The organism is Erwinia sp. (assembly GCF_031978025.1).
Classification (GTDB): Bacteria; Pseudomonadota; Gammaproteobacteria; order Enterobacterales; family Enterobacteriaceae; genus Erwinia.
Genome location: NZ_DALZCD010000095.1, coordinates 1 through 13,971, shown reverse-complemented (window position 1 = coordinate 13,971; position 13,971 = coordinate 1). Strand labels below are relative to the sequence as shown.

Sequence of the window (13,971 nt, the reverse complement as noted above, 5' to 3'; positions counted from 1 at the left end):
CTGTGAGCTGACGATGGCTGATACGCTACTTTTAGTCCCCAGGCACTCAGGATCAGGCGGTCTGTTTTTCTAAATCCAACAGCCAGACCATCGCCTCCTTCCGACTGCTACCGCACATTTCAGCATCGGGTTTCAGGCTGCCGCATACCGCCGGCCGCAGCGGTGAGGTGAAAATTTTGCAGCGCTGCTGTTCATCCAGCTGAACGCAGGGTGTATTAGCCGGTTTACCTTGAGGCATACCGGGTATCGGCGTGGAAATAGACGGCGCGGTACAGCAGGCGCCGCAGGAAGCTCGACATTGCATGAATTATCCCCTTTAAGAAACGCGACAATAGCAGGCGCGTTGGGGGAATACTATGCCCGTGGCCCCCGCTTTTCTTCATCGTTCAGCACTTGCCTGAAGCCGTCAGCAAGAGTAATTTGTCGCGAACATTTTCATCGTCCCTTTCACTGAGATAAAACGATGCCAAGAGCAAACGAAATCAAAAAAGGCATGGCCGTGAGCCATAACGGTAAGCTGCTGTTAGTCAAAGATATTGATGTACAAAGTCCCAGCGCGCGCGGGGCCTCCACGCTGTATAAAATGCGCTTTACCGATATTCGCACCGGCATGAAAGTCGAAGAACGCTTCAAAGGTGACGACATTCTGGACGCGATTTCGCTGAGCCGCCGTCAGGTTACCTTTTCTTACGTGGACGGTGATGAGTATGTCTTTATGGATGATGAGGACTACACCCCTTACGTTTTCAAAAAAGATCAGATCGAAGAAGAGCTGCTGTTCATTCCGGAAGGCGGCATCCCCGGCATCCAGGTCCTGACAATGGATGGTCAGATTCTTGCGCTTGAACTGCCGCAAACGCTGGATATGGAAATTATCGAAACCACGCCAGGGATCAAAGGCGCTTCCGCCAGCGCCCGTACCAAACCCGCAACCATGAGCACGGGCCTGGTCATTCAGGTGCCGGAATACCTTAGCAGCGGCGAACGTATCCGCATTCACATCGCTGAACGCCGCTATATGGGCCGCGCAGATTAACTAACCGGCGTGCTTCGCCGTGATTGTCACGACGCTACGGATAGTTAATTGTCAGCACGCCTTGTCATCGTGGCTGGTCCAGCCAGCCTACGTCGGGGCGATGCCCGACGGCAGCGTGCCGTTGGCTGGTAAAGAGACGCGCGTAACGATGTCTGACCGTTACGGTAACAGGACGCACTAATTTGATTTTGTGTCTGTTCCATCATCCAGCCTGGCTCCGTCAACGCGCCGGAAAAAGCGCTCGCGCCTGTTCCTGCGGCAGGCGTCGCCAGTACACTTCTTGTTGAAACCAAAAAACAGGGCCAGCGAAAAGTTAAGTTTGCTCATACTTATATTAGCGTCTGCTTAATTAACAGAGTCGGCAATACGCTTTCCGATACCCGATAAGCACAACCGGCCACCACTCAAGGAGAAAACAATGACCCGCGTAAACCTGATTACCGGTTTTCTGGGCAGCGGCAAAACCACCACGCTGCTGCACCTGCTGGCGCAGAAACCCCCGGAGGAACAGTGGGCGGTGCTGGTTAATGAGTTTGGCGAAGTGGGTATAGACGGTGCACTGCTGGCGGAAAGCGGTGCGGTGCTGAAAGAGATCCCCGGCGGCTGCATGTGCTGCGTTAACGGCCTGCCGATGCAGGTGGGCCTGAACATGCTGCTGAAGCAAACAAAGCCTCACCGCCTGCTAATTGAGCCGACTGGTCTTGGGCATCCCAAACAAATCCTGGATTTGCTTTCTGCTGAAGTTTATCAGCCGTGGCTGACGCTGGATGCCACGCTTTGCCTGCTGGATCCACGCCAGCTGGATGATTCTCGTATTACGGCCAATGAAAATTTCCGCGATCAGCTCGCAGCGGCCGATATTATCGTCGCTAATAAAGAAGACCGCTGGGATGAGTCCACCCTGGCGACACTGCAAAGCTGGCGCGCGCAGGATGCTCAACAACGCCCCATTATTCCCGCACGTTTCGGCCAAATTGCAGGCGAGCTGCTGACGCGTCCACGGTTGAACCACCAGCCGCTGCCGCAGGCGGAGCATCATCACGCTAAACCCACTTCCCGGCTGGCGGCACTGGCTCCGGTGCAAAATACGCGCTGGCGGCGCTCGCTGAATCAGGGCCAGGGTTATTACTCCTGCGGCTGGGTGTTCGATGCCGACACCGTGTTTGATACGGTTGGCCTGCTGGAATGGGCGCGGCTGGCCCCCGTTAGTCGGGTTAAAGGCGTGGTGCGCATTCAGGAGGGCCTGCTGAGCGTAAACCGCCAGGGAGAGGATCTGAATATCGAAACACGCCAGGCCGCGCCGCCGGACAGTAGAATCGAGATTATTCATGAAGAAGAGGCTGACTGGAATCATCTCCAGGCTTCTTTGTTGAAGCTTCGTTTAACTGATGTTGTATAATGTACGCGGTTGTTTCTTTTTAACTTAATTTTAATAAAATGCGTACTAATCAACTAATAGTCATCATGGTGCTTAACGCGCTGGGACTGGCTCTCTTTTTTTCGTGGTATCTGCCGGACCACCACGGTGCCTGGTTTACGCTGGATAAAACCCTCTTTTACTGGTTTAACGAGCGGCTGGTCACCAATAAAGCGCTATTATGGCTGGTCGCAGTTACCAACTTTCGTCCTTTTGATGCCGTCTCGCTACTGGCTATGGGCGCGCTTTATTACAGCTTCTGGCGGCGTGAAACGCCTCAGGGCCGCAGGCGGCTCCTCGCCATCGGTATCACCATGCTGCTGACGGCAGTGGTGCTGAACCAGCTTGGTCATCTGATCCCGGTTTCGCATCCCAGCCCGACAAAGTATTTTCCGGGTGTCCATCATGTGACGACATTAACCGGCATTCCGACTAAAGACGCCTCTTCTGACAGCTTCCCGGGCGATCACGGGATGATGTTGATGATTTTTGCCAGCTTTATGCTGCGTTATTTTGGCCGTCGTGCTTTTTTTATCGCCGTTGGCATCGTACTGGTATTCGCTACGCCACGCATTATGATCGGCGCGCATTGGTTTACCGATGTGGCAGTAGGTTCACTTTCTGTGGTGCTGGTAGGCGCGAGCTGGTGGCTAATTACGCCGGGTAGCGACTGGATGGTAAATATGTTGACTCGCACTTTGCCGGGTAAATATAAGCCAGCTAATTAATTTAACTGTTTTTTTACCGCTTACAGAAGCAACGAAAGGCGATTAAATTCGCGTTCGTTGCTTTTTTTTATGCGACGCAAGTCGCAAAATCCCACTTTATGCAACAGCCGTAATGATGTTTAGCAGCCAGCGGATTCCTCTGCCGTTAACAACCCTACAGCAGGATTAAACTGAATTCAGGAGAGTGCACGTTTTTTAGTGCTTTTTTAACCCGACCCACCTCAGGTTTTTGCCGTTTCCGCCGATAAAGTGGCCAGAGTGCGACTTCCCTGTTTCTTATCATAAAAATCCACAAAAAAGTCGGCAAAACCCCTCGCCAGCGCGGTGGTAATCGGGTAATCTCATTTCGGATTAGGACAAAGCTGTAAGATATTTCCATTATTTACATTTTAAACTGTGCGCTTTAGCACAATTTTAATTTCGTGGAATTGTCTTACCCCTGCGCGCTAATTAATCTCGTTCCGTTTCGCATAGCTAGCGACTTCTGTCGTTAAGGACTTCAAGGGATCACAAACATAATGGTCAAGTCTCAACCGATTCTGAGATATATATGGCGGGTATTGCCCGCAGTGGCTTTAGCCACGCTGCTTTCAGCCTGTAGCTCAATGAATACCAACAGCAATGCACAAACTGATACGCATGCAGTTAAGGGCCATAACGGCTTTTTACTTCAGGCGTCTCAGGATGAATTCGAACAGATGGTTCAGAATGTGGATATTAAATCCCGCCTGATGGATCAATATTCGGACTGGAAGGGCGTTCGTTACCGTCTTGGCGGTACCAGTAAACGCGGCATTGACTGCTCTGCCTTCGTGCAGACCACTTTTCGTGAACAGTTTGGCCTGGATCTGCCCCGCTCGACCTATGAACAGGAAGATACCGGCAAAAGTATCCAGCGCGGCAAACTGCGTGCGGGCGATTTAGTGTTGTTCCGCGCCGGCTCTACCGGTCGCCACGTCGGGATTTACCTGGGCAACGATAATTTCGTTCATGCCTCGACCAGCAGCGGCGTAATGATTTCTAATCTCAACGACGCGTACTGGAAAAATCGCTACCGCGAAGGCCGTCGGGTACTGAGCCGAACACACAGCTAATTTCCCTGAAGTCTGTGCAAAACGAGAAGCTTTTCTGACGAAAAACCCTGCTATAAGCGGGGTTTTTTTATGGGGAAAGTCTGTATCCCGATGCCTTTATTGGCCTCAAAAAGCTTAGCCGAAAAACGAGATCGTATAAAACGGTTGTCCGTTCTCTCTTGTATTAACCGGACCTGGACCACCGCAGGTATCAAGTTCTCAGCAGCCTGTATTTGCACCTGTTTTAATAAGACTGTTTCAGCATAATGGTTTGTCAGACTGCGGCTTCATTATTGGCCTGAGCGAAATAAAAAATATAACCCCTTATAAAAGCAAAGTTAATCAAAATAATAAGAAGACAAACGGCACTTTCCCGGTATATCCTGCCGGATTAAAACGGCGTCTGTTGTGCAGGACAGCGCAATGACTAAATGGGCACTTTCGGGAGATAAACCCCATGCCACTCTCATCAAGCCTTACGCGGCCACTCCTCAGTCCGCGCAAGATTGCCTGCTTCAGCGCGACCTTCGGCTTCTTTCTGTTTCTGGCATTTATTATCATCACGCTGATCGTTATGCTCCACCGTCGGGCCGATAATCACGATCGGCTGGCTAAAAATACCCAGGCTTACGTGCTGACCACGCTCGGTGAACTCAAGCGGAACCTGCTGCCGCTGCAAACACTGCCCTACCCCGCCTGCTCCGCTATAGAAGATGACCTGAGTCAGCGAGCCGCCTTCGACGATAATATTCAGGCTATCCTGCTGGTTAAGCATAATAAGACCTGGTGCTCTTCGCTGGCCGGGGAAACGTCAACTGATATAGGGCAGTTTTCCCCCTCAACGGATACCCGCAAGCCGCTGGATATTCAACTTGCTGCCGCACCGCAAACGCCTGACAAGCCGGTTCTGCATCTTTGGCTGCAAAGTGGCGAAGCAGGTGACGGCATTCTGGTCACCCTGAAGATTAACCTGACGCCGTGGCTGCTGTTTACCGAACGACAGCATGATATGACGGGGATAGCCATTGTGACCGGCAAAAGCGCCTTAACCAGCTGGGAGCAGCGGGTAACGGATGCAAGTTCGCTTCCCGATGACGCGATAAAGACGATGACGCTGCCCGGCTACCCTTTACAATTAAAAATTTACGGCAGCATGCTGAATGCTGACGATATCGCCCTGGTCCTGCTGGCCGGTTTGTTGCTCAGCCTGACTGGCGGACTCGCCTGTTATGCACTGCTCACCCTGTTGATCCAGCCAGGCAAAGAAATTCTGCAGGGCATTCGGCGCGGCGAATTTCATGTAGAGTACCAGCCGGTTATCGCCGCAGCGACCGGCCAGGCCTGCGGGCTGGAGGCACTGCTGCGCTGGACGCACCCCGAGGCGGGCCGCATTCCACCCGATGCCTTTATCCGCTACGCCGAAAATAAAAACCTGATTGTGCCCCTGACACGTCATCTGTTTGAGCTGGTAGCACGAGATTGCCATGTGCTGCAGCATGCCGTCCCGGCCGGCACCAACCTGAACCTGAACCTCTCCCCCGCTCACCTGAGCGATAAAGGTTTTTATCAGGACGTTTTACGGTGGCTGGACGCGATGCCGCAGGATCACTTCAGCTATGTTTTTGAAATTACAGAACGCACCATGGTTGAAACCCGCAACGCCCAGTCGGTCTTCGACTGGCTGCGCAGCCATGATATTCGTATCGCGCTGGATGATTTCGGTACTGGCCATAGCGCCCTGATCTATCTGGAAAAGTTCCGCTTTGACTACCTGAAAATAGATCGTGGGTTCGTGAAGAATATTGCCCGGGAGTCGTTTTCTTCACCGGTGCTGGATGCGGTGCTGGCGCTGGCGAAAAAGCTTAACCTGCTGACCGTAGCGGAAGGTGTGGAAACCGGCGAGCAGGCCCGCTGGCTGCGCCATCGCGGCGTCTGTCATTTTCAGGGCTTTTTGTTCAGCCGGCCGCGTACGGTAGCCCAGCTGATTGAATATTTTCAGCATGAGCGCAGCGAGCCAGCTGCAGGATAAACTATTGCGCTACGCTTTTTAAACGTGCTTCGCTGGTGCCTTGCTTCCGCCCTGTGCCTCTGGCAGGCTGAGGACTGTGCCCGTTTTTATCTGAATCGGACAACAAGATGATTTTTCGCTGGGTAGCTATGCTGCTGTTCTGCTGTGCCACAACGACGGCACGGGCTGAAAATATTCATGAGAGCTACGCCTTTGCCCAAATGGGTGAGCCTAAATACGCCGTCAACTTCACGCATTTTGACTATGCCAATCCGGCCGCGCCCAAAGGCGGTAGCGCGACGCTTGCCACCATCGGAACTTACGACAATTTTAATCGCTTTGCCTCGCGTGGTAATCCGGCACAGGGTACGGATATGCTTTACGATCCGCTGTTTGTTAGCTCGGAAGACGAAGTCGATAGTTATTATCCCCTGATTGCCGAATTCGCTCGCTACCCGGACAGCTACCGTTGGGTAGAGGTAACGCTCAACCCCCGGGCGCGTTTCCATGACGGCACCCCCATTACCGCAGCAGATGTCGCTTTCACCTTTGCTAAACTTATGCAGCAAGGAGTCCCTCAGTTTCGGGTATTTTGTAAAGGCATCACCGCCAAAGTTATTGCGCCACTGACGGTGCGTTATGAGCTGCCGACCGGCAGTAAAGATATGATGCTTTCCCTGCTTTCCCTGCCTGTTTTCCCTCAAAACTTCTGGAAGGATCATGATCTCAGTGAGCCGTTATCCACGCCGCCGCCCGGGAGCGGACCGTATCGTGTTTCCGCCTATAAAGTCGGCCAGTCCGTGACCTGGTCGCGGGTGAAAGATTACTGGGCCGCCGACCTGCCCGTTAATAGAGGCCGTTTTAATTTTGATACGCTGCGCTACGACTACTATCTGGATGACAACGTGGCTTTCGAGGCGTTTAAAGCCGGTGCGTTTGACTTCCGCGCCGAAGGGGCCGCCAAAAAGTGGGCCACGCAGTATCGCGGACGGAATTTCGACAACCATTTCATCGTTAAAGATGAAAAGCCGAATACCGTGACTACCGCTTCAAACTGGCTGGCGTTCAACGTGCAGAAACCACTGTTCACCGATCGACGCGTCCGTGAAGCGATGTCGCTGGCGTTTGATTTTGAATGGATGAACAAAGCGCTTTTTTACGGGGCTTATCAGCGAACCCGCAGCTATTTTCAGAATACGGACTATGCCGCTACCGGCTATCCGGATGCCAAAGAGCTGGAAATCCTGGCCCCTTTTAAGGGCAAAATTCCTGATGAAGTCTTCTCACAGATTTACCGGCCGCCGCATACCGACGGCAGCGGTTACGATCGCGGTAACCTGCTGAAAGCCACATCGCTGCTGCAGCAGGCTGGCTGGACGTTAAAAAACCAACGTCTGGTCAATGCCAGCGGCCAGCCTTTTACGTTTGAGCTGCTGCTGCGTAGCGGCGGCAACGATCAGTGGGTGCTGCCTTTTCAGCACAATCTGGCACGGCTGGGCATCACGCTGGTCATTCGTCAGGTAGACAGCTCGCAGTTCCTCGCGCGCGTGCGTAAAAGCGACTTTGATATGCTGGTTTCGCCCTATCCGGCTATCCCTTACCCGGACAATAATCTGCAACTTTACTGGTCGAGCAACTATGTGAACTCGACTTATAACCGACCGCATGTGACCAATCCGGTTATCGATCAGCTGCTTGCACAGATCAATCAGCATCAGAGCGATGAAGCCGCGCTGCTGCCGCTGGGCCGTGCACTGGATCGGGTGCTGCTGTGGAACTATTACATGATCCCGATGTGGTATAGTGCCAGCAATCGCTACGCCTGGTGGGATAAGTTTTCCATGGCCGCCGAGCGACCGACTTATTCTTTAGGCTTCGACAGCTGGTGGTATGACGTGAATAAAGCCGCACAGCTGCCGGCCCAGCATCGTTAAGGAGAAAGGTTTGGGCGCTTATTTATTACGCAGGCTTTTATTCATCATCCCCACGCTGTGGGCGATTATCACCATTAACTTTTTTATTGTGCAGATTGCGCCGGGCGGCCCGGTCGATCAGGCGCTGGCCAATATTGAATTTGGTCAGACTACCGGCATGCCAGGCTCGGGGAATGTGCCGCAGGTACAGGGGCGCAGCGCGTTACACGCTCAGCCGGGCGATAGCCAGTATCGCGGTTCACGAGGGCTGGATCCGGAAGTGGTGGCGGAAATCACGAAACGCTACGGTTTCGATAAACCCATGTATCAACGCTATCTGACGATGCTGTGGAACTATGTCCGTTTCGACTTTGGGGACAGCCTGTTTCGCAGCAGCTCGGTGCTACAGCTGATAAAAGAAAGCCTGCCGGTTTCCATCTCGCTGGGACTGTGGAGCACGCTGATTATCTATCTGGTCTCGATTCCCTTAGGCATCCGCAAAGCCGTGCATAACGGCAGCGCCTTTGATATCTGGAGCAGCTCGCTGATTATCATCGGCTACGCTATTCCCTCTTTTCTGTTCGCCACGCTGCTTATTGTGCTGTTTGCAGGTGGCAGCTACCTGGACTGGTTCCCGCTACGCGGGCTGGTGTCGGCGCAGTTTGATACGCTTCCCTGGTACGACAAAATTACGGATTACCTCTGGCATATTACGCTGCCGGTGCTGGCGACGGTCATCGGTGGCTTTGCCACGCTAACCATGCTGACCAAAAATTCGTTTCTTGATGAGATCCGCAAGCAGTACGTGATTACGGCACGAGCCAAGGGACTGGATGAGAGCAAAATCCTCTACCGTCACGTTTTCCGCAACGCCATGCTGCTGGTGATCGCCGGCTTTCCGGCCACGTTTATCAGCATGTTCTTTACCGGATCGCTGCTGATTGAGGTGATGTTCTCTTTGAATGGCCTGGGTTTACTGGGCTACGATGCCACCATTCAGCGTGACTATCCGGTCATGTTCGGCACGCTCTATATTTTCACTTTGATTGGCCTGCTGCTGAATATCCTCAGTGATATCACCTATACGCTGGTCGATCCGCGCATTGATTTTGAAGGTCGCAGATGAGCCGATTAAGCCCCGTTAATCACGCACGCTGGCAGCGTTTTCGACATAATCGTCGTGGCTATTGGTCGCTGTGGATTTTTGCCGTTCTGTTTGTGCTCTGCCTCGGCTCCGAGCTGCTGGCTAATGATAAGCCGCTGCTGGTGCGCTACGACCACCGTTTCTATTTTCCGCTGCTGGTGGATTACAGCGAAACCGATTTTGGCGGCCAGCTGGCGACAGAAGCCGATTACCAGGATCCGTGGCTGAAGTCGCGTCTCGATCGGGCTGGTTGGGCCCTCTGGGCGCCGATTAAATTTGGTGACGACACCATTAACTTTGCTTCCAGCGTGCCTTTTCCTTCCCCACCCTCGCTACAAAACTGGCTGGGCACCGATGCCAACGGCGGCGACGTGCTGGCGAGGATCCTGTATGGCACGCGCATTTCACTGCTGTTTGGCCTGATGCTGACGCTGATGTCCAGCGTGGTCGGCATTATTGTAGGCGCCTGCCAGGGCTATTACGGCGGGCGAATCGATCTGTGGGGCCAGCGCTTTATTGAAGTCTGGTCAGGAATGCCCACGCTATTTTTAATCATTCTGCTGTCGAGCGTGGTGCAGCCAGGTTTTTGGTGGCTGCTGGCCATTAACGTGCTGTTTGGCTGGATGCAGCTGGTCGGTGTGGTGCGCGCAGAGTTTTTACGCGCACGCAATTTTGATTACATCCGTGCTGCACAGGCGTTAGGCGTTGGCGACCGCACTATTATGCTGCGTCATATGCTGCCGAACGCGATGGTGGCGACGCTGACCTACCTGCCTTTTATTCTCTGCGGTTCCATAACCACGCTGACCTCGCTGGATTTCCTCGGCTTTGGACTGCCGATGGGGTCGCCCTCGCTCGGCGAGTTATTGCTACAGGGTAAAAACAACCTGCAGGCCCCCTGGCTTGGCATGGCGGCCTTCTTCTCGCTGGCGATCTTGCTGTCGCTGTTAATTTTTATCGGTGAGGCGGTTCGTGACGCCTTCGATCCCAGTAAGGTGCACTGATGTCGTTGCTGACCGTCAAAAACTTAAGCATTGCCTTTCGCCAGGCCGGCGTCGAGCGTCAGGTGGTCGATAATTTGTCGTTGAGCGTGGCAGCAGGCGAAACGCTGGCCCTGGTGGGCGAATCTGGCTCGGGCAAAAGCGTGACCGCGCTGTCCATGATGCGTCTGCTACCCGGGCCGCCGGTGGTCTATCCGCAGGGCGAAATTCTGTTCGCTGGTCAGGACGTGCTGAAGGCCGATGAGCGTACGCTGCGCGGCCTGCGCGGCAACCGCATGGCCATGATTTTTCAGGAACCCATGGTCTCGCTGAACCCGCTGCATAGCATTGAAAAGCAGCTGTATGAAGTGTTGTCACTGCATCGCGGGATGCGCGCGGCGGCAGCGAAAGCCGAAATCCTTAGCTGTCTGGATCGTGTGGGTATCCGGCAGCCCGCGAAGCGGCTGGGCGATTTCCCCCATCAACTTTCCGGCGGTGAACGGCAGCGGGTCATGATTGCCATGGCTCTGCTGACGCGCCCGCAACTGCTGATCGCCGATGAGCCGACTACCGCGCTTGACGTCACCGTGCAGGCGCAAATCCTGACGCTGCTCAAAGAGCTGAAGCAGGAGATGAATATGGGCCTGCTGTTTATTACCCATAATCTGAACATTGTCCGACAGCTGGCCGACAACGTGCTGGTAATGCGTAACGGTCAGGGCGTGGAGCGCAATACCACTCACCAGCTGTTCAGCGCGCCTGAACATCCCTATACCCGCACGCTGCTGAATGCAGAGCCGGAAGGCAAACCCGATCCGGTCGACCGCACGACGACGCCGCTATTACGGGTCAGCAATCTCAGCGTCGCGTTTTCCCTTACAAAGGGGCTGATGCGCCGCGTGACAGGCAAGCATCAGGCACTCAAATCGCTGAGCTTCGAACTGCGGCCGGGTGAAAGCCTGGGGCTGGTTGGCGAATCCGGTTCGGGTAAAAGCACCACCGGCCTGGCACTGCTGCGGCTGATCGAGGCCGAAGGCGAAATCTGGCTGGGCGACCATCCCCTGCACCAATGGAACCGCAGGCAAATGCTGCCGGTGCGCCGTCAGCTGCAGGTGGTTTTTCAGGATCCCAATTCCGCGCTCAATCCCCGGCTGAACGTGCAGCAGATTATCGAGGAAGGCTTACAGGTGCACCAGCCTGAACTTTCTGCGGAGCAGCGGGAGGCATTGGTGATTCAGGCCATGCAGGAGGTGGGGCTGGACGCCGAAACCCGGCATCGCTATCCGGCAGAATTTTCCGGCGGACAGCGACAAAGGATCGCTATCGCACGTGCGCTGATCCTTCAGCCCCAACTGATCGTGCTGGACGAACCGACCTCTTCCCTGGATCGCTCCGTGCAAAAACAGATCCTGGCGCTGTTGAAGAAGCTGCAGCAGGATCGTCAGCTGGCCTATATTTTTATCAGCCACGATCTGCGCGTAGTCAGAGCGCTTTGCCACCAGGTAGTGGTGCTGCGACAGGGGGAAGTCGTGGAGCAAGGTGATTGCGAAACTATTTTTACCGCGCCAAAAGCGCGTTATACGCAGGCGTTGATCGAGCTTGCCTGAGCGGAACTCAGGCAGGCATATCTTTAAAGGCTTCGGCTATGCCAACGCCAAAGTTTTTCAGGCGGCAGGTAGTGGCGCATTCGTTATAGCGCGACACGAACAGGCAAGGCTCGCCTTCCCATTCGACCACCGCGCTATCAAGCTGAATTTCTGCCAGCGCTTCCTTCAGCATCTGCATGATATCCCAGGCCTGTACGCCCTGATGGCTGAGCAGGCTCAGGCCTACCAGATCATCTTCCGCCTCTACACCGCTGAACGCACGCGGTTCCAGCCGGTTTCCGGCTCCCCAGCGATAGCTCTGCGGCAGTCGATGCACCACCGAATGTTGTAATCTGTTCACCCTTGCTCCCCAGCCCGTAGCCATCATCATTTTTCCCCGTTTCCGATCGTGCACATACCCCTCTTTGAGGGTTTGATACCGTCAGTTCGTGATTTTGTTCTCATTTTTACCGCGTCGGCGCCGTAATAACAATCAATATTGTTGCACAAAAGTAATTTAAGCTTAGTTGTTTTTACAATAAGGCAACATTATTACCCGGGCGCGCAGAAAAGACGGGAAGCGAAGCCTCCCGTTTTAGTAGAGAATTCAGCGAGTCAGGTGTTTGTGGGGACGCGTAGCGTAGATAAACAGCAGTACGGAAAGCGTGGCGCAGATAAAAATGGAGCCGACCATCGGCCAGGCGCTGGTAAAGGTCATGGTTGAAAGCAGCGCGCCCACCAGTGCCCCGACGCCAAAGCGCAGCGTACCCGCCAGGGAAGAGGCGGTACCCGCCATATGGGGGAACTCTTCCAGGATCACCGCCATCGCGTTAGAAGAGACCATCGCCACGCAGCCGATAAACATCGCCACGCCAAACACCAGTGGCAGGAAACCGAGGTTCAGTGCGCTGACCACCATCAGCCAGATGCCCATTGAAAACTGGATGAGCAGCCCCAGACGGAACATGGTCAAGGGGCCGAAGCGCCGCACGCAGCGGCTGTTCAGCAGCGTCATCAGAAACAAAAACACCACGTTAAGGGCGAAGTAGTAGCCAAAATCCTGCGGTGAAATATGGTTTAGTTCAATATAAACAAACGGCCCGACGTTCAGGAAAGAGAACATACCGGCAAAGGAAAAGCCGCTTGCCAGCATGTAGCTGAACACGCGTTTGTGGCGAAACAGCGACAGGAAATTGCGCAGCGTTGTGCGCATGTTGAATTTCTGCCGCTTATCCACTGGCAGCGTCTCTTTGATCTGCGTGACCACCAGCACCGTGGTGACCACGGCGGCCAGCGAAATTGCCCAAAAAATGGCGTGCCAGTTCCAGATAAGCAGCATCCAGCCACCCAGGATGGGCGCCAGCAGCGGCGCGATAGTCGTCACCAGCATGACAAAGGACATCATGCGTGAGAACTCCTCTTTCGAGTAGCTGTCGCGCATCAGGGCGCTGATCACCACGCTGCCCGCCGCCGCCGACAGGCCATGCAGCAGACGCATAAAGATCAGCTGGTCGATGGTTTGCGCCAGCGCACAGGCCGCCGCAGCGACGGCAAAAATCAGCGTGCCAACGGCGATGATCGGCTTGCGGCCAAAGCTGTCGGCCAGCGGGCCGTAAATTAACTGCCCCAGCGCGAAGCCTAAAATATAAAGATTCAGCGTCATCTGCACGCTGCCGGCCGACACGCCAAATTCGCGGGCAATTTGGGGAAGCGCAGGCAAATACATGTCGATCGACAACGGCATTAACATAGCCAGCAGGCCAAGGATAACTACCAGCCCCGCCGACGAGTTTTTTTCCTTACGCATCCCTGTTTCCTTATTTTAATTCCGCAGGCAGGCCCACGCTGGCGATCTCTTCTGCCGTCAGCGCGCGATACTCGCCAGGCTCCAGCTCTTCATCCAGTACGATATCGCCAATACGCTCGCGATGCAGCGCCACCACGTGATTACCTACCGCAGCAAACATCCGTTTCACCTGGTGATAACGTCCTTCGCTGATAGTCAACCGCACCTGATTTTCACTGATGACTTCCAGACCGGCCGGTTTTGTCCGGTCTTTTTCATTGTGCATCTGCACGACAGCCG

Annotated in this window: 13 protein-coding genes and 1 pseudogene; 10 read left to right on the top strand and 4 right to left on the bottom strand. The window is 54.3% G+C overall.

Annotated elements, in window-relative coordinates:
- Positions 1-52 precede the first annotated feature (52 nt).
- A complete protein-coding gene (locus RTK32_RS09700) occupies positions 53-304 on the bottom strand; it encodes a YkgJ family cysteine cluster protein (protein WP_312043424.1) in 252 nt (83 codons plus the stop codon).
- A gap of 159 nt (positions 305-463) precedes the next feature.
- On the opposite strand from RTK32_RS09700, the gene yeiP reads away from it, so the two are divergent.
- From yeiP to yejF, 10 genes are all read left to right on the top strand, one after another.
- On the top strand, positions 464-1,036 hold the full coding sequence (yeiP, locus tag RTK32_RS09695; RefSeq protein WP_312043422.1) for an elongation factor P-like protein YeiP: 573 nt from the start codon (positions 464-466) through the stop codon (positions 1,034-1,036).
- Between the two features lie 19 nt (positions 1,037-1,055).
- Entirely contained in the window at positions 1,056-1,217 is a 162-nt protein-coding gene (locus RTK32_RS09690) for a hypothetical protein (protein WP_312043420.1), read from the top strand.
- A gap of 237 nt (positions 1,218-1,454) precedes the next feature.
- Complete coding sequence (locus RTK32_RS09685) at positions 1,455-2,435, top strand: GTP-binding protein (protein WP_312043419.1); 981 nt, start codon at positions 1,455-1,457, stop codon at positions 2,433-2,435.
- Between the two features lie 38 nt (positions 2,436-2,473).
- Positions 2,474-3,181, top strand: coding sequence for a phosphatase PAP2 family protein (locus RTK32_RS09680; protein ID WP_312043417.1), 708 nt, complete (start codon positions 2,474-2,476; stop codon positions 3,179-3,181).
- 518 nt (positions 3,182-3,699) lie between these two features.
- The gene (mepS, locus tag RTK32_RS09675; RefSeq protein WP_312043416.1) at positions 3,700-4,275 is read left to right on the top strand and encodes a bifunctional murein DD-endopeptidase/murein LD-carboxypeptidase; all 576 of its coding nucleotides are present in this window, start codon (positions 3,700-3,702) and stop codon (positions 4,273-4,275) included.
- Between the two features lie 436 nt (positions 4,276-4,711).
- The gene (locus RTK32_RS09670; RefSeq protein WP_312043415.1) at positions 4,712-6,283 is read left to right on the top strand and encodes a cyclic di-GMP phosphodiesterase; all 1,572 of its coding nucleotides are present in this window, start codon (positions 4,712-4,714) and stop codon (positions 6,281-6,283) included.
- A gap of 107 nt (positions 6,284-6,390) precedes the next feature.
- A complete protein-coding gene (locus RTK32_RS09665) occupies positions 6,391-8,196 on the top strand; it encodes an extracellular solute-binding protein (protein WP_312043414.1) in 1,806 nt (601 codons plus the stop codon).
- 10 nt (positions 8,197-8,206) lie between these two features.
- Complete coding sequence (locus RTK32_RS09660; RefSeq protein ID WP_312043413.1) at positions 8,207-9,301, top strand: microcin C ABC transporter permease YejB; 1,095 nt, start codon at positions 8,207-8,209, stop codon at positions 9,299-9,301.
- Positions 9,298-10,323 carry a microcin C ABC transporter permease gene (locus tag RTK32_RS09655; protein ID WP_312043411.1) on the top strand — a complete coding sequence of 342 codons (1,026 nt, stop codon included), beginning with the start codon at positions 9,298-9,300 and terminating at the stop codon, positions 10,321-10,323. Before RTK32_RS09660 ends, RTK32_RS09655 begins: the two co-directional genes overlap by 4 nt.
- Positions 10,323-11,906 (top strand): microcin C ABC transporter ATP-binding protein YejF, encoded by a 1,584-nt coding sequence (yejF, locus tag RTK32_RS09650; RefSeq protein ID WP_312043409.1) that lies wholly within the window; start codon positions 10,323-10,325, stop codon positions 11,904-11,906. Before RTK32_RS09655 ends, yejF begins: the two co-directional genes overlap by 1 nt.
- Before the next feature lie 7 nt (positions 11,907-11,913).
- Here the strand turns inward: yejF and RTK32_RS09645 are convergent, their stop codons facing one another.
- From RTK32_RS09645 to RTK32_RS09635, 3 genes and pseudogenes are all read right to left on the bottom strand, one after another.
- Positions 11,914-12,246: a YejG family protein gene (locus RTK32_RS09645; RefSeq protein WP_312043426.1), complete on the bottom strand. Its 333-nt coding sequence runs from the start codon at positions 12,244-12,246 to the stop codon at positions 11,914-11,916.
- Between the two features lie 246 nt (positions 12,247-12,492).
- Entirely contained in the window at positions 12,493-13,692 is a 1,200-nt protein-coding gene (locus RTK32_RS09640; RefSeq protein WP_312043407.1) for a Bcr/CflA family multidrug efflux MFS transporter, read from the bottom strand.
- 10 nt (positions 13,693-13,702) lie between these two features.
- Positions 13,703-13,971 (bottom strand): annotated as a pseudogene (locus tag RTK32_RS09635) (16S rRNA pseudouridine(516) synthase); the annotation flags it as partial.